The sequence below is a fragment of the Tistrella sp. genome (assembly GCF_002684955.1).
GTDB classification, from domain to species: domain Bacteria; phylum Pseudomonadota; class Alphaproteobacteria; order Tistrellales; family Tistrellaceae; genus Tistrella; species Tistrella mobilis.
This window is the reverse complement of sequence record NZ_NYWI01000073.1, coordinates 162,287-183,547: the sequence shown is the minus strand read 5'-3', so window position 1 is coordinate 183,547 and position 21,261 is coordinate 162,287. Positions and strand designations below refer to the sequence as shown.

The window sequence follows — 21,261 nt, the reverse complement described above, 5'->3', positions numbered from 1 at the left end:
ACCGCCCCCGTAGCCCGAGGGCGGTCGTGACGTCTCAAGTGCCCGGCAGGGGCTTTGTGAAGATCGGTGATGTCAGTCGAGGGGAGCGGAAAGCGCATGAGCGACATGCTCGATACCTACATGAATTCGCTGGTGCCGATGGTGGTCGAGCAGACCAACCGGGGCGAGCGCGCCTATGACATCTATTCGCGTCTTCTGAAAGAGCGCATCATCTTTCTGACCGGGCCGGTCGAGGACAATGTTTCGAGCCTCATCACCGCCCAGCTGCTCTTCCTGGAGAGCGAGAACCCGAAGAAGGACATTTCCTTCTACATCAACTCGCCGGGCGGCGTGGTGACCTCGGGTCTCGCGATCTACGACACGATGCAGTACATCCGCTGCGACGTGCAGACCCTGTGCATCGGCCAGGCGGCATCGATGGGCTCGCTGCTGCTGGCCGGCGGCGCGCCGGGTAAGCGCTTCGCGCTGCCCAACGCCCGGATCATGGTCCATCAGCCGTCGGGCGGGTTCCGTGGCCAGGCGACCGACATCGAGATCCATGCCCGTGAAATCCTGAAGCTGCGTGCCCGGCTGAACGAGATCTACGTTCAGCACACCGGCCGCCCGCTGGAGGAAGTCGAACGGGCCATGGAGCGCGACAACTTCATGTCGCCCGAAGAGGCCAAGGCCTTCGGTCTGATCGACACGGTCGTGGCCCAGCGGCCGAAGGCCGAGGATACCGCCTCCTGACCGACTGCCCCCGGTCGATGTCGCGCGTGATCGTCCGTCTGCGCGGCATCCGGCCGGCACGGCTGCCGATGGGACGTTCCGCCACATGAAGTTGGGGCGTTCCGCCACATGCAACCCGCCACCGCGCGCACGCGATGGCGGGTTCTTCATGTCCGGGGTGGGGGCGGGAAGCGTCGCCCGATGATTTTTCCCCCTTTGGCAAGCGCGAACTGCGCATTACATTTCCATTGACCGCGGCATGCTGAAGATGCTGCGGTCTCCCGGTCCGGACCCCCGCACCGGCAGACGACCCGGGGCGCGTTCCCGAAGCCAGGACGGTTCATCGTCGGTCTGCCGCTTTTTAGGGTTTGTGCCCGGGCGCGACCGGCGGCTAACATGGGCGCCGGGCAGAGCCAACGAGTGGAGACACGATGACCAAGTCCAGCGGCGGCGACGGCAAGAACACACTTTATTGCTCGTTCTGCGGCAAGAGCCAGCACGAGGTGCGGAAGCTGATCGCCGGGCCAACGGTGTTCATCTGCGACGAGTGTGTAGAGCTCTGCATGGACATCATCCGCGAGGAGAGCAAGACCTCGCTGGTCAAGACGCGTGATCGCGGACCGACCCCGAAGGACATCTTCAACGTCCTGGACGATTATGTGATCGGCCAGGAGCAGGCGAAGCGGATCCTCTCGGTCGCAGTGTACAATCACTACAAGCGTCTGAACCAGGGCGGCAAGGGTGCCGAGGTCGAACTCGCCAAGTCCAACATCCTGCTGATCGGCCCGACCGGTTGCGGCAAGACGCTGCTGGCCCAGACCCTGGCCCGCATCCTCGACGTGCCGTTCACCATGTCGGACGCGACCACGCTGACCGAAGCCGGCTATGTCGGCGAGGACGTCGAGAACATCATCCTGAAGCTGCTTCAGGCCGCCGATTACAATGTCGAGCGGGCGCAGCGCGGCATCGTCTATATCGACGAGGTCGACAAGATCAGCCGCAAATCCGACAACCCGTCGATCACCCGCGATGTGTCGGGCGAGGGCGTCCAGCAGGCGCTGCTGAAGATCATGGAAGGCACCGTCGCCTCCGTGCCGCCGCAGGGCGGGCGCAAGCATCCGCAGCAGGAGTTCCTGCAGGTCGATACGACCAACATCCTGTTCATCGTGGGCGGGGCGTTCGTCGGCCTCGACCGGATCATCAACGATCGCGGCCGTAAGACTTCGATCGGTTTCGGTGCGAATGTCGAGCCGGTGGAAACCCGCCGCTCGGGCGACGTACTGCGCCAGGTCGAGCCCGAGGATCTGCTGAAGTTCGGCCTGATCCCCGAATTCGTCGGCCGTCTGCCGGTGATCGCCACGCTGCACGACCTGGACCGCGACGCGCTGGTCCAGATCCTCACCAAGCCGAAGAATGCGCTGCTGAAGCAGTATCAGCGTCTCTTCGAGCTGGAGAACGTGCATCTGACCTTCTCCGACGACGCGCTGGGCGCCATCGCCGAGCGCGCGATCGAGCGCAAGACCGGCGCGCGCGGCCTGCGTGCCATCATGGAAGAGATCCTGCTCGACACGATGTTCGATCTGCCCGACCTCGACGGGGTCGAAGAGATCGTCGTCAATCGGGAGGTCGTTGAAGGCCGGGCCAAGCCTCTCCATATCTATGCGGACCGGCGGGGCGACGTGGGCGGCAACGCTTCCTGATCCCTGCGACAGTTCGGCCGCGGCACGGTCTGACCCGTGCCGGCTGTGATGCCCCGGCCATCGCCGGCCTCTGCGCGAGGCGGTGTGGCCGGCATCCGGTGGGCGCGTGTGCGCGGCCTCAACAGGAATCGGGCCGATGTGACGTCGAGGCGCCATGTCGGCCTTCCGGGGCCGCGTGTCCGACGCCGTGCCGATTCCGATAAATGCGAGACTGGCCATGACCGAAACTCATCGCACGCACACCTACCCGGTCCTGCCGCTGCGCGACATCGTCGTCTTTCCGCATATGATCGTGCCGCTCTTCGTCGGCCGCGAGAAGTCGGTGCGCGCGCTCGAGGAGGTGATGCGCAGCGACAAGCAGATCCTGCTGCTGGCGCAGAAGGATGCCGCCCAGGAGGATCCGGGCGCCGACGACATCTACATGGTCGGCACCATCGGCACCGTGCTGCAGCTTCTGAAGCTGCCCGACGGCACCGTCAAGGTGCTGATCGAAGGCGCCAGCCGCGCGCGGGTCGACCGCCTCATCTCTGACGGCGACTATTTCCAGGCGGAAGCCCAGGCGATCGCCGAGGGCGAGGATGCCGGCCGCGAGGTCGAGGCGCTGTCGCGCTCGGTCGTGGCCGAGTTCGGGCAGTATGTGAAGCTCAACAAGAAGATCCCGCCCGAGGTTCTGGTCACCCTGAACCAGATCGAGGAGCCGGCGAAGCTCGCCGACACCATCGCCTCGCATCTGTCGCTCAAGGTGGCGGAGAAGCAGGAACTGCTCGAGACCCCGACCGTGGTCGAGCGGCTGGAGCGGATCTATGCCCATATCGAGGGCGAGATCGAGGTCCTGCAGGTCGAGAAGCGCATCCGGTCGCGCGTCAAGCGCCAGATGGAGAAGACTCAGCGCGAGTACTATCTCAACGAGCAGCTGAAGGCGATCCAGAAGGAGCTGGGCGAGGGCGAGGACGGCCGCGACGAGAGCGCCGAAATCGAGGAGCGCATCCGCAAGGCGCGCATGCCCAAGGAGGCCCATGACAAGGCCATGGCCGAGCTGAAGAAGCTCAAGACCATGAGCCCGATGTCGGCCGAGGCGACGGTGGTGCGCAACTACCTCGACTGGCTGACCGGCCTGCCGTGGAAGACCCGCTCCAAGGTCAAGAAGGACCTGAAATGGGCCGAAGAGGTCCTGAACCAGGATCATTACGGCCTTGAGAAGGTCAAGGAGCGGATCATCGAGCATCTGGCCGTGCAGATGCGCGTCGCCAAGCTCAAGGGCCCGATCCTGTGCTTCGTCGGCCCTCCGGGTGTCGGCAAGACCTCGCTCGGCAAGTCGATCGCCCGCGCGACCGGCCGCGAATTCGTGCGCGTCAGTCTGGGCGGCGTGCGGGACGAGGCCGAGATCCGCGGCCATCGCCGGACCTATATCGGCTCGCTGCCGGGCAAGATCATCCAGTCGATGAAGAAGGCGGGCAAGACCAACCCGCTGTTCATGCTCGACGAGATCGACAAGCTCGGCGCCGACTTCCGCGGCGACCCGTCCTCGGCCCTGCTCGAGGTGCTGGACCCCGAGCAGAACGGCACCTTCGCCGACCACTATCTGGAGGTCGATTACGACCTGTCGGATGTGATGTTCATCTGCACGGCCAACAGCCTGCGTATGCCGCAGCCGCTGCTCGACCGCATGGAGATCATCCGCATCTCGGGCTACACCGAGGACGAGAAGGTCGAGATCACCCGGCGCCACCTGATCTCCAAGCAGGTCAAGGCGCAGGGGCTGAAGGAGGGCGAGTTCTCGATCTCCGACGGCGCGATCCGCGATCTGATCCGCTATTACACCCGTGAAGCCGGCGTGCGCAGCCTGGAACGCGAGATCGCCGGTCTGGCGCGCAAGGCGGTCAAGGAGCTGGTGATGGGCACCCGTAAGCAGGTGTCGATCACCTCGGCCAACCTCGACAAATATGCGGGCGTGCGGCGGTTCAAGTTCGGCGAGGCGGAGCTCGAGGACATGGTGGGCGCCGTGACCGGCCTTGCCTGGACCGAGGTCGGCGGCGACCTGCTGACCATCGAGGCGGTGAAGATGCCCGGCAAGGGCAAAGTCACCATTACCGGCAAGCTCGGCGAGGTCATGCAGGAAAGCATCCAGGCGGCGCGGTCCTATGTCCGCTCGCGCGCGGTGGACTATGGCATCCGGCCGACGGTGTTCGAGCAGGCCGACATCCATATCCATGTGCCCGAGGGCGCGACGCCGAAGGACGGTCCGTCGGCCGGTATCGCGATGGTGACCTCGATCGTCTCGGTGCTGACCGGCATTCCGGTGAACCGCAGTGTCGCCATGACCGGCGAGGTGACGCTGCGCGGCCGCGTGCTGCCGATCGGCGGCCTGAAGGAGAAACTGCTGGCGGCCCTGCATGGCGGCATCAAAACCGTGCTGATCCCGCGGGACAACGAGAAGGATCTGGCGGATATCCCGGCCAATGTGAAGAAGGGGCTGACCATCATCCCGGTCTCGCATGTCGATGATGTTCTGGCCCATGCCCTTCTGAAGCCCCTGACGCCGATCGAGTGGCCGGAGCGGACCGACGACAAGGCGGCCGACAGCAGCCGCGACGAGGCCTCGGATCAGGGCGAAGCGCCGGGTGCGCGGGCGCACTAAGCACCTGCCGGACAGAGCGTGTACTTTCGGTTGAAAAGAATGGGCAGCCCTCGCGCCGATAGCGGTGCGGGGGCTGTTTTTTGGCGGATTTGTGCGGTTTTCGACGGGCTGGCCGATTGACGCGCTTCTGCCGGGGGATTTACACTCCCCCCTGGTCGACGTATCACCGAGGTGTGATTTTCGAACCGCCACTCCAAGAAGGGGAGCCTCAGAAGTGAACAAGAACGATCTCGTTGCGCGCGTGGCCGACAGCACCGGGCTGTCCAAGACCGACGCGGCCCGGGCCGTCGACGGCGTGTTCGATGCCATCACTGCGGCGCTGGCTGCGGATGACGAGGTGCGCCTGGTCGGCTTCGGCACGTTCAATGTCGCGACCCGCGCCGCCAGCGAAGGCCGCAACCCGCGGACCGGTGAAGCGATCACCATTCCGGCTTCGAAGCAGCCGAAGTTCCGTGCCGGCAAGGGGCTGAAGGACGCCGTGAACGGCTGATCCTGCCCGGACCGTTCCAGGGACCACCCGGCGGCCATGGCTGCCCAAAAACATATAGATGCGCCGTTCAGGGCCATGGCAGGCCCAGGCCGTATGCAAGGCTGGCACCTCATCGAATTTCTGCGCGTACGGCGCTGTCCCTCGCGACGCCGGACGCCGGCGGCGCCACAAGGTCCGCAGGATCGGATCGACCCTCTGGCGCCGCGATGCGGTTCGTGGCACCGCAGATCATCAGACGCGGCCGTTCGCTCCACCTGAAGGGGCGGACGGCCGTCGTTCACTGGTGGCATATCTGCGGCGCCGTATGCCGGGCGATTAGCTCAGTTGGTCAGAGCGTCTCGCTTACACCGAGAAGGTCGGGGGTTCGAGCCCCTCATCGCCCACCAATATCCGCCGGACGCGCAAGCTTCCGGCAAATCTACACGTGGTTCATCAACTAAAACGTTTAATCCGCATCCTGAATTTCATATAGTGGGTGAAGAGCGGCCCGATCATACACGGCGGCGGATCATGATCGCCGGGCCGGCCGCTTCTGCCGCTGACGGGGAGAGCGGATATGAACGACCGGACGGTAACGTCGCGGACGCGCAGCCTGCGCGTCGTCATTGTCGGTGCGGGCTTCGGCGGATTGTGCATGGCCATCCGCCTGCGACAGGCGGGTTTTCAGGCCGTCACGATCCTCGAGAAGGGGGAGGCGCTGGGCGGCACCTGGCGCCAGAACACCTATCCGGGGGCCGGCTGTGATGTGCCCTCCCACCTCTATTCCTTCTCCTTTGCCCTGAAACCGGACTGGAGCCGCACCTATGCGCGCCAGCCCGAGATTCTGGCCTATATGGAAGAGACGGCCGATCGCTTCGGTCTGCGGCCGCTGATCCGTTTCGGAACGGCGGTCGAAGCCGCTGCCTTCGACGATCAGCGTGGTCTCTGGACCATCGATCTGGTCGGCGGCGGCCGGATGGAGGCGGAGGTGCTCATCTCGGCGGTGGGCCAGCTGGACCGCCCGGCCGTGCCCGATATTCCGGGTCGCGACAGCTTTGCCGGGCTGCAATTCCACTCGGCCTGCTGGCCGGGCAAGGTCGATCTCAAGGGGCGGCGTGTCGGCGTGGTCGGCAATGGCTCCAGTGCCGTGCAGCTGGTGCCCGAGATCGCGCCGGTCGCCGGGCATCTGACCGTATTTCAGCGCAGCCCCGCCTGGATCGCGCCCAAGCCGGACCGCGCTTATACGGCGGCTGAAATTGCACGGTTTCGCCGACGTCCGGCCGCCTTGCGGCTCCATCGCCTCGGCATCTTTCTGTCGCTGGAGAAGAACTTTCTCGTTTTCGGTCGCAACGGATTCGCACGCCGCAGGTTCGAACGTCAGGCTCTGGCGACGCTGGCCGACAAGGTGGCCGATCCGGTGCTGCGCCGGTGCCTGACGCCGGATTATCCCGCGGGCTGCAAGCGGATCGTGCTGTCCAACGACTGGTATGACACCCTGGTGCGGCCGAATATCGACGTCGTCGCCCGCCGCATCGCCCGGATCACGCCGGAAGCCGTGGAGACCGCGGAGGGCGAGCGTCATGCGCTCGACGTCCTGATCTGGGCCACCGGCTTCCGGACCACGGAATTCCTGATGCCGATGCGCATTTCCGGCCGGGGCGGAATCGACATCCACGACGCATGGTCTGCAGGTGCCGAGGCGCATCGGGGGGTGACTGTCGCCGGCTTCCCGAACTTCTTCATGCTCTTCGGCCCCAATACCAGCCTTGGACACAACTCGATCATCTTCATGCATGAGGTGCAGGCCGATTACGTGGTGCGCTGCCTGCAACGGCTGGTGGGCGAGGGGAGACGCCGGCCGGTGATGGATGTCCGGTCCGAGGCCATGGCCGGCTATAATCGCAAGCTCAGGGATGCCCTGGACCGCACCGTCTGGGCCGCGGGGTGCAACAGCTGGTACAAGACGGACGAGGGGCGCATCACCGCCCAGTGGTCGGGCTTTGCCAGCCGCTACTGGTGGGACATGCGCAGCGCACCGCTGGACGAGTACCTTTTTGCCGAAGCCGGGGAAGCGGCGTGGCCCGATGCGGCAGGCGGGCTTCTCGACCGGCGTGAGCATGCCGTGACATGAAATTGGCCCCCCTTGCGGAAAGGCGTTGACAGAGGGGGGCGGGACCGGATAAACACCGCGCATCGCCTGAGGGGGTGTAGCTCAGTTGGTTAGAGCGCCGGCCTGTCACGCCGGAGGCCGCGGGTTCAAGTCCCGTCACTCCCGCCAGCGATCTTCTGGAAACCGGTAGGACGGCTTCCGGACGTCTGTATGATACGCGTGCTCACGCATGCAGAAATGTCTTCGGACGGTCGGACCTGCGGGTCAGGCCGCCTCATCAAGACCCGCGCATGTTCATGCGCACTCTGTGGGCCCGCCCGATCTTCGTCGGTGCGGGCCTGTTCGTTTTTGGCCGGAAGCCCTTGTGACAACGTGCGTGTCAAGCCTTGCCGCACTGCGATGCCGGGGCATATTCGTGGCTGAAAATGGGGATTTTGTTGGCGAGCACGTTCGCCTATAGTGAGGCCGCCGCGCGGGGGTTCCCGTGGCGGACCATCGGGCGTGGCCGGCGGTATGGCGTTCTTCGCGCATGCAGCATGGCACCCGCCGGAACGGTCTGCCGGTCTGCCCCGCAGCGTCGCCGGCGATGTTCCGACCGTGACGGTCAGACCGCACCGGCCGGCATCCGCCTCAGGAGGGAAGCCTAGCCCATGCAGACCTTGCTGGCCGAGTATCTGCCGATCCTAATCTTCCTCGGTATCGCGACCGGTCTCTCCGCGGTGATCGTGATCGCTTCCTACTTCATCGCGCCCCAGCGGCCGGAAGCCGAGAAGCTCTCGGCCTACGAATGCGGCTTCGACGCGTTCGACGACAGCCGCGGTCAGTTCGACGTGCGGTTCTATCTGGTCGCGATCCTGTTCATCATCTTCGACCTTGAAGTCGCCTTCCTGTTCCCGTGGGCGGTGTCGCTCGGCGACATCGGCATGTTCGGCTTCTGGTCCATGATGCTGTTCCTGGGCGTGCTGACCATCGGCTTCATCTACGAGTGGAAGAAGGGGGCGCTGGAATGGGAGTGACCGATCCTCGCACCGCCTCGGCCGGGGCCATGGGGCACGGCCCCCTGGCCGGCGCCGATGCCGAGCGCGTGGTCGCGGCTGCGACCGACGAGCTGAAGGAAAACGGCTTCATCACCGCACGCCTGAACGAACTCGTCACCTGGGCGCGCACCGGCTCGCTCTGGCCGATGACGTTCGGCTTGGCCTGTTGCGCGGTGGAGATGATGCATGCCGCCGCCGCCCGCTACGATCTGGACCGCTTCGGCTTCCTGTTCCGGCCGAGCCCGCGCCAGTCGGACGTGATGATCGTCGCCGGCACGCTGACCAACAAGATGGCGCCCGCGCTCCGCAAGGTCTATGACCAGATGCCGGAGCCGAAATACGTCATCTCGATGGGCAGCTGCGCCAATGGCGGCGGCTACTATCACTACTCCTATTCGGTGGTCCGCGGCTGCGACCGGATCGTTCCGGTCGACATCTACGTGCCGGGCTGCCCGCCCACGGCTGAGGCGCTGGTCTACGGCGTGCTGCAGCTTCAGAAGAAGATTCGTCGCACCGGTACGCTCGAGCGCTGATTTCAGCGTTCGCGGCCGGAAAACAGCGGCGGCGGGCACCGGACCGGAAAACCGGACGGTGCTCAAGGTTTTGTGTCGAGGCACGAGAAGGCGGATGCCGTGAGTAACGTCAACGAAGACGCACTCCGGGAGCTGGGCGCGTATGTCGCATCAGCGCTCGGCGACGGAGTGGACGGCTGGAAGGTCGCATTGGGTGAACTGACGGTCCGGGTCTACCGGACCTCGCTCATCCGGACGCTCACATTCCTGCGCGACGACAGCAACTGCCTGTTCAAGCAGCTGATCGACGTCTGCGGTGTGGACTGGCCGGAGCGTGAGGAACGCTTCGACGTCGTCTATCACCTGCTCAGCCTCAAGCACAATCAGCGCATCCGTGTGACCGTGTCTGCCTCGGAAGACACCCCGGTCCCGTCGGCCGTGCCGGTGTTCAACTCGGCACTGTGGTTCGAGCGTGAGACCTGGGATCTCTACGGCGTGTTCTTCGCAGATCACCCGGATCTCCGTCGCATCCTCACCGATTACGGCTTCGAGGGGCATCCGCTGCGCAAGGACTTCCCGCTCACCGGCTATGTCGAGGTCCGCTATGACCAGGCCGAGAAGCGCGTGGTCTACGAGCCGGTGCAGCTGACCCAGGAATTCCGCCGGTTCGACTTCCTGAGCCCGTGGGACGGTGCGAAATACGTCCTGCCCGGGGACGAGAAGGCGCAGCAGGGGACGAAGTGATGTCGGCGACCGAAACTTCCATCAAGCCGATGATGCTCAACTTCGGGCCGCAGCATCCGGCGGCCCATGGTGTGCTCCGGCTCGTGCTCGAGATGGACGGCGAGGTGGTGACCCGCGCCGATCCGCATGTCGGCCTGCTGCACCGCGGCACCGAGAAGCTCATCGAGTACAAGACCTATCTTCAGGCGCTGCCGTATTTCGACCGCCTGGACTATGTCTCGATCATGAATCAGGAGCACGCCTATGTGCTCGCGGTCGAGAAGCTGGCAGGGATCGAAGTGCCGCTGCGCGGCCAGTACATCCGCGTCATGTTCGCGGAGCTGACCCGCATCGCCAATCACCTGCTGAACATGACGACCTTCGCGATGGACCTTGGCGCCACCACGCCGCTGCTGTGGGGCTTCGAGGATCGCGAGATCATCATGGGCTTCTACGACAAGGTCTGCGGCGCCCGCCTGCACGCGAACTACTTCCGCCCCGGCGGCGTGTCGATGGAGCTGCCGGCCGGGCTTCTGGACGAGATCTGGAAGTTCACCGAAGAGTTCCCGAAGCGCTTCGACGACCTCGAAAACCTGATGAGCCACAGCCGCATCTGGAAGCAGCGCACGGTGGATGTGGGTGTGCTCTCGGCCGAGGATGCGCTGGACTGGGGCCTGACCGGGCCGATGCTGCGCGGCTCGGGCGTGCCCTGGGATCTGCGCAAGGCGCAGCCCTATGACGTCTATGACCGCATGGACTTCGACATTCCGGTCGGTCGCAACGGCGATGTCTACGACCGCTACAATGTTCGCATGAAGGAAGTGCGCGAGTCGCTGAAGATCGTGCGCCAGTGCATCGAGCAGATGCCCGACGGCCCGTACCGGACCGAGGATCGCAAGGTGGCGCCGCCGGCCCGCGCCGACATGAAGCGGTCGATGGAAGCGCTGATCCATCACTTCAAGCTCTACACCGAAGGCTTCAAGGTGCCGGCCGGCGAGGTCTATGTGGGCACCGAGGCGCCGAAGGGCGAGTTCGGCGTCTATCTGGTGTCGGACGGCACCAACAAGCCCTATCGCTGCAAGATCCGCGCGCCCGGATTCGCTCATATCGCGGCCATGGATTTCATGTCGAAGGGCCATCTGCTGGCCGATGCCGTCGCCATCCTGGCGAATATGGACATCGTGTTCGGCGAGATCGATCGTTGAGGGGACCGGGACCAGTGAGCGACACCAACGTCGAACCTGCGAGCTTCGCCTTCACGGAAGAGAATCTCGCCCAAGCCGCGAAGATCATCGCGAAATACCCTGAAGGCCGCCAGCAGAGCGCGGTCATGCCGCTGCTCGATCTGGCCCAGCGCCAGGGCGATGGCTGGCTGCCGCGGGTGGCCATGGATTACATTGCCGATCTTCTCGGCATGCCGCCGATCCGGGTGTACGAGGTCGCGACCTTCTACACCATGTACAATCTGAAGCCGATCGGCCGGCATCACGTCCAGGTCTGCACCACGACGCCGTGCTGGCTGCGCGGGTCGGACGAGGTGCTGGGCGCGTGCAAGAAGCATCTCGGCATTGAGGTGGGCGAAACCACCGAAGACGGGCTGTTCACGCTGGCCGAGGTGGAGTGCCTCGGTGCCTGCGCCAATGCGCCGATGATGCAGATCGGTGACGACTACTACGAGGATCTGGACGCGGAGCTGACCGTGCGGGTGCTCGAGGCGCTGAAGCGTGGCGAGACGCCGAAGCCCGGTCCGCAGACCGGCCGCCGCAGGGGCTCGGAGCCCGAGGGCTGGCAGCCGTCGGCGACCCAGGCCGCACCCGGGACCGCAGGAGGCAACGATGCTGCGTGATCAGGATCGCATCTTCACCAATCTCCACGGCTATGACGATTTCCGTCTGGCCGGTGCCCGCCGCCGCGGCGATTGGGATGGGACCAAGGACATCATCGCCAAGGGCGCCGACTGGATCGTCCAGGAGATGAAGGCGAGCGGCCTGCGCGGCCGTGGCGGTGCGGGCTTCCCGACCGGCGTGAAGTGGTCCTTCATGCCGAAGAACGACCCGCGCCCGTCCTATCTGGTCGTGAACGCCGACGAAGGCGAACCCGGCACCTGCAAGGATCGCGAGATCATGCGCCACGACCCGCACAAGCTGGTCGAGGGCTGCCTGATCGCCGGTTTTGCGATGAAGGCGGTCGCCGCTTATATCTACATCCGCGGCGAATTCCTCCGCGAGGCCCAGGCGCTGCAGACCGCGATCGACGAAGCCTACGAGGCCGGGTTGATCGGCAAGAATGCCTGCGGTACCGGCTATGACTTCGACGTCTACATCCATCTGGGTGCCGGCGCCTATATCTGCGGCGAAGAAACCGCGCTGATCGAGAGCCTGGAAGGCAAGAAGGGCCAGCCGCGCCTGAAGCCGCCGTTCCCGGCCATGGCCGGCCTTTACGGCTGCCCGACCACGGTGAACAACGTCGAGAGCATCGCGGTGGCGCCGACCATCCTGCGCCGCAGTGCCGCCTGGTTCGCCGGCCTCGGCCGCGAGAACAACACCGGCACCAAGATCTTCTCGATCTCCGGCCACGTGAACAAGCCGTGCAACATCGAAGAAGAGATGGGCATCCCGCTGAAGGAGCTCATCGAACGTCATGCCGGTGGCGTGCGTGGCGGCTGGGACAACCTGCTGGCCATTATCCCCGGCGGCTCTTCGGTGCCGTTGCTGCCCAAGTCGATCTGCGACGACGTGCTGATGGATTTCGACAGCCTGCGTGCGGTCAAGTCCGGCCTCGGCACCGCCGCGGTGATCGTGATGGACAAGTCCACCGACGTGGTGCGCGCCATCGCCCGGCTGTCGAAGTTCTACATGCATGAGAGCTGCGGCCAGTGCACGCCGTGCCGCGAAGGCACGGGCTGGCTCTGGCGGACCATGGACCGCATGGTCAAGGGTCAGGCGACCGTCGCCGAGATCGACCGGCTGGAGCAGGTGACCTACCAGATCGAAGGCCACACCATCTGCGCGCTGGGCGATGCCGCGGCGTGGCCGGTGCAGGGCCTGATCCGTCACTTCCGTCCGGAACTCGAGCGGCGCCTCAGCGCCGCCCGGGACGCGGCCCGCGCGGCCTGAGGAGGATCCGATGCCTAAACTGACCATCGACGGCCTCGAAGTCGAGGTGCCCGCCGGGGCGACCGTGCTTCAGGCCTGCGAAGCGGCCGGCGCCGAGATCCCCCGCTTCTGCTATCACGAGCGTCTGTCGATCGCCGGCAACTGCCGTATGTGTCTGGTGGAGCAGGAGCGGGCGCCCAAGCCCATCGCGTCCTGCGCCATGCCGGCCGCCGACGGCATGGTGATCCACACCAACACCGAGCGGGTGAAGAAGGCCCGCGAGGGCGTGATGGAGTTCCTGCTGATCAATCATCCGCTCGACTGCCCGATCTGCGACCAGGGCGGCGAGTGCGATCTGCAGGACCAGGCCATGGCCTATGGCCGCGGCCAGAGCCGCTATGACGACGAGAAGCGCGCGGTGAAGGACAAGGATCTGGGTCCGCTGATCCAGACCTGGATGACCCGCTGCATCCACTGCACCCGCTGCGTGCGCTTCGCCACGGAAATCGCCGGCGTGCCTGAGATGGGCGCGACCGGCCGCGGCGAGCACATGGAGATCGGCACCTATGTCGAGAAGGCCCTGAGCTCCGAGCTGTCGGGCAACATGATCGACCTTTGCCCGGTGGGCGCGCTGACCTCCAAGCCCTATGCCTTCAATGCCCGCCCCTGGGAGTTGAAGAAGACCGAATCGATCGACGTGCTCGATGCGGTCGGCGCCAATATCCGCGTCGATGTCCGCGGTCGCGAGGTGCTGCGCATCCTGCCGCGCCTGCACGAGGATGTGAACGAAGAGTGGCTGGGCGACAAGAGCCGCTTCGCCTATGACGGGCTGAAGCGCCAGCGCCTGGACCGCCCCTATATCCGCGAGAACGGCCGCCTGCGCCCCGCCGGTTGGGACGAGGCCTTCGAGGCGATCCGGGCCCGTCTGGCGGGCCGGGATCCGAAGAAGGTGGCGGGCCTGGTCGGCGATCTGGTCGATTGCGAATCGATGACCGCCTTCCGCGATCTGATGCGCGACGTGATCGGCACGGTTCATGTCGACTGCCGCCAGGACGGCGCGGCGCTGGATCCGACCCAGCGCTCCACCTGGCTGTTCAACAGCACCATCGCCGGCATCGAGCAGGCGGATGCGGTGCTGCTGGTCGGCACCGATCCGCGCCGCGAGGCGCCGCTGGTCAACGCCCGCTTCCGCAAGCGCTGGCGCAAGGGCGGGTTCCGCGGCTGGTCGATCGGGCCGAAGCTGGAGCTTACCTGGCCGGTCGAGGATCTGGGCGCTGACGCGACCCGGCTGGAGGCGATTGCCTCTGGCGCCGATCCGCTGGCCGAAGTGCTGCGCAATGCCGAGCGGCCGATGATCGTGGTCGGCATGGGCGCGCTGACCCGCGCCGACGGTGCCCGCATCCTGGGTGCCGCCCGCAAGGTTGCCGAGCGCTGCGGCATGGTTCGCGACGGCTGGAACGGCTTCAACGTCCTGCAGACCGCGGCTGCCCGCGTCGGCGGCATGGAGCTGGGTCTGGTGCCGGGCGAGGGTGGCCTCTCGACCCGCGAGATCGTGGCGGCTGCCGGCCGGGGCGAGATCGACACGGTGTTCCTGCTGGGCGCCGACGAGATCCAGACCGATGCGCTGGGCGATGCCTTCGTGATCTATCAGGGCCATCACGGCGACGCCGGCGCCCATCGCGCCGATGTGGTGCTGCCGGGTGCCGCCTATACCGAGAAGAACGCCACCTATGTGAACCTTGAGGGCCGCCCGCAGCGCGCGCATCTCGCGGTGTTCCCGGTGGGTGAGGCGCGCGAGGACTGGAAGATCCTCCGGGCGCTCTCAGGCGTGCTGGGCAAGGCGCTGCCTTACGACGACCTCTCGGGCGTGCGCGCCCGGATGGCGGCGATCGCGCCCCGTCTGGCGAAGATCGACCGGATCGAGCCGGCGGGTCTGGGCGGTGCCTTCGGTCAGACCGGCGCACCGGACAAGGCGCCGCTCTCGTCCCCGGTCACCAACTACTACATGACCGACCCGATCTCGCGCGCGTCGAAGACCATGGCGACCTGCACCGCGATCTATGCGGGCAACCCGCTCCAGCAGGACAAGGCGACCGGCACCAATGGCTGAGTTCTTTTCCGGATATGTCTGGCCCGGGGTGATCATCGTCGCCCAGATCCTGGCCATCGTGCTGCCGCTGCTGATCGCGGTCGCCTATCTGACGCTGATGGAACGCCGGGTGATCGGCTACATCCAGATGCGCCGCGGTCCGAACGTGGTCGGCCCCTTCGGCATGCTTCAGCCTTTCGCCGACGCGCTGAAGCTGCTGACCAAGGAAACCATCATCCCCTCGCGCTCGAACCGGTTCCTGTTCCTGTTCGCGCCGATGCTGACCCTGATCCTCAGCCTTGTCGCCTGGGCGGTGATCCCCTTCGACGACGGCTGGGTGCTCTCCGACATCAATGTCGGCGTGCTCTACCTGTTCGCGATCTCGTCGCTCGGCGTCTACGGCATCATCGTCGCAGGCTGGGCGTCGAACTCGCGCTACGCCTTCCTCGGCGCGCTGCGCTCGGCGGCACAGATGGTGTCTTACGAGGTCTCGATCGGCCTCGTGATTATCACGGTGCTGCTGTGCGTCGGGTCGCTGAACCTGTCGGAGATCGTGCGGGCGCAGGAGACGGTGTGGTTCGCCATCCCGCTCTTCCCGATGTTCGTGGTCTTCTTCATCTCGGCGCTGGCCGAAACCAACCGTCTGCCCTTCGACCTTCCGGAGGCGGAAGCGGAGCTCGTGTCGGGCTATAACGTCGAGTATTCCTCGATGCCCTTCGCGCTCTTCTTCCTGGGCGAGTATGCCAACATGATCCTGATGAGCGGGATGACCACCATCCTGTTCCTCGGCGGCTGGCTGCCCCCGTTCGACATCGCGCCGCTGAACTGGATTCCGGGCGTGGTGTGGTTCCTGATCAAGATCTTCCTGCTGCTGTTCACCTTCATCTGGATCCGTGGCACGTTCCCGCGCTACCGCTATGACCAGCTGATGCGTCTGGGCTGGAAGGTCTTCCTGCCGTTCTCGCTGCTGTGGGTGGTGCTCACTGCCGGTGTGCTGGTCGGTTTCGGCTGGCTGCCCGGGCAGTAAGCTCCCGTCAGGCAGCCTGCCCGGGCAAAAGCCGGGCAGGGGACCCAGAATGCGGGGACGCGTGCTTGCCAAGCGCGCTTCCCGGAGTAAGGTAAGCCCGCCATCCGGGCCGGCCCATGCCGGACCGTCCCGGACGGGGGAGGAGAGGTTGAGATGGCATCCATCGGCCAGACCGCACGCGCATTCCTGCTCACCGAGATCGTGAAGGGCATGGCGCTGACGTTGCGCTACTTCTTCAAGCCGAAGGTGACGCTGAACTACCCCTATGAGAAGGGCCCGATCAGCCCCCGCTTCCGCGGCGAACATGCGCTGCGCCGGTATCCCAACGGCGAAGAGCGCTGCATCGCGTGCAAGCTGTGCGAGGCGATCTGCCCGGCTCTGGCGATCACGATCGAGGCGGAACCCCGTGCCGACGGCAGCCGGCGCACGACCCGCTACGACATCGACATGACCAAGTGCATCTATTGCGGCTTCTGCCAGGAGGCGTGCCCGGTGGATGCGATCGTCGAAGGTCCGAACTTCGAGTTCGCGACCGAGACGCGCGAGGAACTGTTCTACGACAAGGCCAGGCTCCTCGCGAATGGCGACCGGTGGGAACGGGAGATCGCGGCCAACCTGGCCGACGTTGCCCCCTACCGTTGACGGTAAGAGATCGCCGGCCCCGATGAGGGGCCGGCGGACGGTTTGAAGGGACCCGCCGCCGCAGCGGGTGCCATGCGACAAGAAACGAGATCGGACGAGGGCGGAGAATGGTTCTTCAGGCGCTGGCCTTCTACCTCTTCGCCGCGGTGACGGTGGCATCGGGCGTGATGGTGATCACCGCCCGAAACCCGGTTCACTCGGTGTTGTTCCTCATTCTGGCCTTCTTCAACTCGGCCGGCCTGTTCGTGCTGCTGGGTGCCGAATTCCTGGCGATGATCCTGGTCGTCGTCTATGTCGGCGCCGTGGCGGTGCTCTTCCTCTTCGTGGTGATGATGCTGGACATCAACTTCGTCCAGCTCCGCGAAGGCTTTCAGCGATATCTGCCGGTCGGTGCGCTGATCGGGCTGGTGCTGGCGGCGGAACTGGTGCTCATCGGCGGCAGCTACGGCCTGTCCGATACGGCCCAGCCGCTCTTTGCCGCACCGGTCGGCGTGCCCGAGGGCGTCTCGAACGTCGAGGCGCTGGGGCAGCTCGTCTACACCAAGTACGTCTATCTCTTCCAGGCTGCCGGCCTCGTGCTGCTGGTCGCGATGATCGGTGCGATCGTCCTGACCCTGCGCACCCGTCCCGGCGTCGTCCGTCAGGACCCTGCCAAGCAGAGTGCGCGGACGATCGAGGAGTCGGTCGAGATCAAGAAGGTCCCAACGGGTAAGGGCATCTGATGAGCATCGGCGTCGAGCATTATCTGGTCCTGGCCGCGATCCTGTTCACCCTCGGGATCTTCGGGATCTTCCTGAACCGCAAGAACGTCATCACGATCCTGATGTCGATCGAACTGATGCTGCTTGCGGTCAACATCAACTTCGTCGCTTTCTCGACCCAGCTCCAGGATCTGGTGGGGCAGGTTTTCGCGATGTTCGTCCTTACCGTCGCTGCGGCCGAAGCAGCGATCGGCCTCGCCGTGCTCGTGGTCTACTTCCGTAACCGCGGCTCGATCGAGGTCGAGGACATCAACCTGATGAAGGGCTGAGGCCGCGATGTACGTCGCACTGATCCTGCTTCCGCTCGCGGCGGCGATCGTCGCCGGCTTCTTCGGCCGTGTGATCGGCGATCGGGGGTCGCAGCTCGTGACCACCGGCGCCGTCGGCCTGGCCGCGCTGCTCTCCGTCGTCGCCTTCTTCGATGTCGCCGTGGGCGGCAACGCGACCACCGTCAACCTCTTCACCTGGATCCGGTCGGGCGAACTCGCCTTCTCCTGGGCGCTCCGGATCGACTCGCTGACCGCCGTCATGCTGATCGTGGTCAACGGCGTCTCGTTCATGGTTCATATCTACTCGATCGGGTATATGAGCCATGACCCCCACAAGCCGCGCTTCATGGCCTATCTGTCGCTGTTCACCTTTGCGATGCTGACGCTGGTGACCGCCGACAACCTGGTCCAGATGTTCTTCGGCTGGGAAGGCGTCGGTCTGGCCTCGTATCTGCTGATCGGCTTCTGGTACAAGCGGCCCTCGGCGAACAAGGCGGCGATGAAGGCCTTCGTGGTCAACCGCGTCGGCGACTTCGGCTTCTCGCTGGGCATCTTCGCGCTGTTCTTTGTGACCGGCTCGGTCGGCTTCGATGCGATCTTCGCCGATCTCGGCACGGTGGCCGGCACCAATATCGACTTCCTCGGCATGACCCTGCCGACGATCGAAGTCATCGCGGTGCTGCTGTTCATCGGCGCGATGGGCAAGTCGGCGCAGCTCGGCCTGCACACCTGGCTGCCGGATGCGATGGAAGGCCCGACCCCGGTCTCGGCCCTCATCCATGCCGCCACCATGGTGACCGCGGGCGTGTTCATGGTCGCGCGCCTGTCGCCGGTCTTCGAACTCACCAGCTTCACCAGCGACATGATCACGGTGATCGGCGCCTCGACCGCCTTCTTCGCGGCGACCGTCGGCCTCACCCAGACCGACATCAAGCGGGTCATCGCCTATTCGACCTGCTCGCAGCTCGGCTACATGTTCTTCGCGGCGGGTGTCGGTGCCTATCCGGCGGCGATCTTCCACCTGATGACCCATGCCTTCTTCAAGGCGCTGCTCTTCCTGGGGGCCGGCTCGGTCATCCACGCGATGTCCGATGAACAGGACATGCGCAAGATGGGCGGCATCTGGAAGCTCATCCCGGTCACCTACACCTTCATGTGGATCGGCTCTCTGGCGCTTGCCGGTCTGCCGCCCTTCGCCGGCTTCTTCTCGAAGGACATGATCCTCGAAACCGCCTATGCAGCCCATACCGGCGTCGGCGCCTATGCCTTCTGGCTCGGCATCGCCGCGGCGTTCATGACTGCCTTCTACAGCTGGCGCCTGCTGTTCATGACCTTCCATGGCAAGCCGCGTGCCGACAAGCACACCATGGATCATGTCCATGAGAGCCCGCTGGTCATGACCGCGCCGTTGTTCCCGCTGGCGGTGGGCGCGATCGTCGCCGGCTATATCGGCCTGCCGATGGTGGATCCGGAGCTGCACTTCTGGAACGGCGCCATCACCATGCTGGGTGAGCACAACATCCTGGAAGAGGCGCATCATGTGCCCGGCTGGGTGAAGCTGCTGCCGCTGGTGATGAGCGTGGGCGGCATTGCGCTGGCCTGGTTCCTCTACACCCGCCGGCCCGACCTGCCGGGCAAGATCGCCCGCGACTTCTCGGGTCTGCACAAGTTCCTGCTCAACAAGTGGTATTTCGACGAGCTCTACGATGCGATCTTCGTGCGTCCGTCGCTCTGGATCGGTCGTGTGCTCTGGCAGGCCGGTGATCGCAAGATCATCGACGGCCTCGGCCCCGACGGCATCGCCGCGGTGTCGGTCGATCTGGCACGGCGTGCCGGCCGCATGCAGTCCGGCTACGTCTACCACTACGCCTTTGCCATGCTCATCGGTCTCGCGCTGATCGTGTCCTACTTCTTCTTCGGTCTGGAGGCCGGCTGGTGATGACGGATTGGCCGCTTCTCTCAACGGTCGTCTTCCTGCCGCTGATCGGCGCGGGGTTCATCCTGCTGATCCGTGGTGACGAGGCGACCGTGGCCCGCAACGCCCGCAGCGTCGCGCTGTGGACGAGCGTCATCACCTTCCTGATCTCCCTGCTGCTGTGGACGGGCTTCGACAGCTCGACCGCTGCCTTCCAGTTCGTCGAGAAGGCGGAGTGGTTCCCGGGCTACGGGATCGACTACCATCTCGGCATCGACGGCATCTCGCTCTGGTTCGTCCTGCTCACCACCCTGCTGATCCCGATCTGCGTGCTGGCGAGCTGGGAATCGATCACCAAGCGGGTGAAGGAATACATGATCGCGTTCCTGGCCATGGAAACGCTGATCATCGGCTCCTTCGTGGCGCTCGACTTCGTCCTCTTCTACTTCTTCTTCGAGGCGATGCTGATCCCGCTGTTCCTGATCATCGGCATCTGGGGCGGCAAGCGGCGGATCTACGCGTCCTTCAAGTTCTTCCTCTACACCATGCTCGGTTCGGTGCTGATGCTGGTGGCGCTGCTCTACATGTACTTCCAGGCCGGCACCACCGACATCCCGACCCTGATGGCCACCCCCTTCGGCCGCGAGGCGCAGATCTTCCTGTGGCTGGCGATGTTCGCCTCGTTCGCGGTGAAGATGCCGATGTGGCCGGTGCACACCTGGCTGCCCGACGCCCATGTCGAGGCGCCGACGGCCGGTTCGGTTCTGCTGGCAGGCATCCTGCTGAAGGTCGGCGGCTACGGCTTCCTGCGCTTCAGCTTGCCGATGCTGCCGGATGCGAGCCAGTACTTCGCGCCGCTGATCTTCGGCCTGTCGATGGTGGCGGTGGTCTACACCTCGCTCGTGGCCCTGGTGCAGGGCGACATGAAGAAGCTGATCGCCTACAGCTCGGTCGCCCATATGGGCTTCGTGACCATCGGCATCTACACCTTCAACACCCAGGGCATCGAAGGCTCGATCATTCAGATGCTCAGCCACGGGCTTGTGTCCGGTGCGCTGTTTCTCTGCGTGGGCGTCGTCTACGACCGCATGCACACCCGCGACATCGACCGCTATGGCGGCCTGGTGAACCGGATGCCCGGCTACGCGCTGATCTTCCTGTTCTTCACCATGGCCTCGATCGGCCTGCCCGGCACCTCGGGCTTCGTGGGTGAGTTCCTGGTGCTGGTCGGCGCCTTCCAGGCCAATACCTGGGTTGCCTTCATCGCCGCCACCGGCGTGATCCTGGGCGCCTGCTACATGCTGTGGCTCTACCGTCGGGTGGTGTTCGGCGAGCTGGTCCGCGAGGATCTGAAGGGCATCCTCGACATGAACCGTCGTGAGGTCCTGGCCTTCGCGCCGCTGGTGGTGCTCACCCTCTGGATGGGCATCTATCCCGAGACCTTCCTCGAGCCGATCCGCGCCTCGGTCGCCAACCTGCTGACCCAGGTTCAGGTCGAGAAGGCCGCCATGGTGCTCGACACCGTGAACCAGCTCGCGCAGCGCTGACGAGAGGCATCGAGGCACA

General features: G+C 65.2%; 18 protein-coding genes and 2 tRNA genes. All 20 read left to right on the top strand.

All coding sequences use genetic code 11. The annotated features are described in order from the left end of the window. Nucleotides 1-96: 96 nt before the first annotated feature. The 20 genes from clpP (at nucleotide 97) to CMO28_RS24065 (ending at nucleotide 21,242) form a co-directional block, all read left to right on the top strand. The gene (gene clpP / locus CMO28_RS24160) at nucleotides 97-729 is read left to right on the top strand and encodes an ATP-dependent Clp endopeptidase proteolytic subunit ClpP (RefSeq protein ID WP_014745499.1); all 633 of its coding nucleotides are present in this window, start codon (nucleotides 97-99) and stop codon (nucleotides 727-729) included. A gap of 410 nt (nucleotides 730-1,139) precedes the next feature. Continuing rightward, nucleotides 1,140-2,408, top strand: coding sequence for an ATP-dependent Clp protease ATP-binding subunit ClpX (gene clpX, locus CMO28_RS24155; RefSeq protein WP_014745498.1), 1,269 nt, complete (start codon nucleotides 1,140-1,142; stop codon nucleotides 2,406-2,408). Between the two features lie 217 nt (nucleotides 2,409-2,625). Further along, the gene (lon, locus tag CMO28_RS24150) at nucleotides 2,626-5,046 is read left to right on the top strand and encodes an endopeptidase La (RefSeq protein WP_296718193.1); all 2,421 of its coding nucleotides are present in this window, start codon (nucleotides 2,626-2,628) and stop codon (nucleotides 5,044-5,046) included. 214 nt (nucleotides 5,047-5,260) lie between these two features. After that, the gene (locus CMO28_RS24145) at nucleotides 5,261-5,536 is read left to right on the top strand and encodes an HU family DNA-binding protein (protein ID WP_014745496.1); all 276 of its coding nucleotides are present in this window, start codon (nucleotides 5,261-5,263) and stop codon (nucleotides 5,534-5,536) included. A gap of 309 nt (nucleotides 5,537-5,845) precedes the next feature. Further along, nucleotides 5,846-5,922: transfer RNA gene (locus CMO28_RS24140), tRNA-Val, on the top strand. Nucleotides 5,923-6,092: 170 nt separating this feature from the next. After that, a complete protein-coding gene (locus CMO28_RS24135; protein ID WP_296718188.1) occupies nucleotides 6,093-7,646 on the top strand; it encodes a flavin-containing monooxygenase in 1,554 nt (517 codons plus the stop codon). 70 nt (nucleotides 7,647-7,716) lie between these two features. Next, nucleotides 7,717-7,793: transfer RNA gene (locus CMO28_RS24130), tRNA-Asp, on the top strand. Nucleotides 7,794-8,275: 482 nt separating this feature from the next. Continuing rightward, nucleotides 8,276-8,641 (top strand): NADH-quinone oxidoreductase subunit A, encoded by a 366-nt coding sequence (locus tag CMO28_RS24125; protein ID WP_062761420.1) that lies wholly within the window; start codon nucleotides 8,276-8,278, stop codon nucleotides 8,639-8,641. 29 nt (nucleotides 8,642-8,670) lie between these two features. Next, on the top strand, nucleotides 8,671-9,195 hold the full coding sequence (locus CMO28_RS24120) for a NuoB/complex I 20 kDa subunit family protein (RefSeq protein WP_086015164.1): 525 nt from the start codon (nucleotides 8,671-8,673) through the stop codon (nucleotides 9,193-9,195). Nucleotides 9,196-9,294: 99 nt separating this feature from the next. Continuing rightward, nucleotides 9,295-9,918, top strand: a complete 624-nt coding sequence (locus tag CMO28_RS24115) for an NADH-quinone oxidoreductase subunit C (RefSeq protein WP_041605923.1) — start codon at nucleotides 9,295-9,297, stop codon at nucleotides 9,916-9,918. Further along, nucleotides 9,918-11,102, top strand: coding sequence for an NADH-quinone oxidoreductase subunit D (locus CMO28_RS24110; protein ID WP_041604900.1), 1,185 nt, complete (start codon nucleotides 9,918-9,920; stop codon nucleotides 11,100-11,102). The genes CMO28_RS24115 and CMO28_RS24110 overlap by 1 nt, the downstream gene beginning before the upstream one ends. A gap of 14 nt (nucleotides 11,103-11,116) precedes the next feature. Beyond that, nucleotides 11,117-11,743, top strand: coding sequence for an NADH-quinone oxidoreductase subunit NuoE (gene nuoE / locus CMO28_RS24105; protein ID WP_014745490.1), 627 nt, complete (start codon nucleotides 11,117-11,119; stop codon nucleotides 11,741-11,743). Further along, nucleotides 11,733-13,013, top strand: a complete 1,281-nt coding sequence (gene nuoF, locus CMO28_RS24100) for an NADH-quinone oxidoreductase subunit NuoF (protein ID WP_296718181.1) — start codon at nucleotides 11,733-11,735, stop codon at nucleotides 13,011-13,013. The genes nuoE and nuoF overlap by 11 nt, the downstream gene beginning before the upstream one ends. A 10-nt stretch (nucleotides 13,014-13,023) precedes the next feature. Then, nucleotides 13,024-15,102, top strand: a complete 2,079-nt coding sequence (gene nuoG, locus CMO28_RS24095; RefSeq protein ID WP_062761417.1) for an NADH-quinone oxidoreductase subunit NuoG — start codon at nucleotides 13,024-13,026, stop codon at nucleotides 15,100-15,102. Next, entirely contained in the window at nucleotides 15,095-16,108 is a 1,014-nt protein-coding gene (nuoH, locus tag CMO28_RS24090) for an NADH-quinone oxidoreductase subunit NuoH (protein WP_014745487.1), read from the top strand. Before nuoG ends, nuoH begins: the two co-directional genes overlap by 8 nt. A gap of 153 nt (nucleotides 16,109-16,261) precedes the next feature. Then, entirely contained in the window at nucleotides 16,262-16,750 is a 489-nt protein-coding gene (gene nuoI / locus CMO28_RS24085; RefSeq protein WP_062761416.1) for an NADH-quinone oxidoreductase subunit NuoI, read from the top strand. Between the two features lie 107 nt (nucleotides 16,751-16,857). After that, nucleotides 16,858-17,472, top strand: coding sequence for an NADH-quinone oxidoreductase subunit J (locus CMO28_RS24080; RefSeq protein ID WP_296718173.1), 615 nt, complete (start codon nucleotides 16,858-16,860; stop codon nucleotides 17,470-17,472). Further along, nucleotides 17,472-17,780: an NADH-quinone oxidoreductase subunit NuoK gene (gene nuoK, locus CMO28_RS24075; RefSeq protein ID WP_014745484.1), complete on the top strand. Its 309-nt coding sequence runs from the start codon at nucleotides 17,472-17,474 to the stop codon at nucleotides 17,778-17,780. Before CMO28_RS24080 ends, nuoK begins: the two co-directional genes overlap by 1 nt. Before the next feature lie 7 nt (nucleotides 17,781-17,787). Further along, a complete protein-coding gene (gene nuoL, locus CMO28_RS24070) occupies nucleotides 17,788-19,719 on the top strand; it encodes an NADH-quinone oxidoreductase subunit L (protein WP_296718169.1) in 1,932 nt (643 codons plus the stop codon). Continuing rightward, the gene (locus tag CMO28_RS24065) at nucleotides 19,719-21,242 is read left to right on the top strand and encodes an NADH-quinone oxidoreductase subunit M (protein WP_014745482.1); all 1,524 of its coding nucleotides are present in this window, start codon (nucleotides 19,719-19,721) and stop codon (nucleotides 21,240-21,242) included. Before nuoL ends, CMO28_RS24065 begins: the two co-directional genes overlap by 1 nt. The last annotated feature ends 19 nt before the right edge of the window (nucleotides 21,243-21,261 follow it).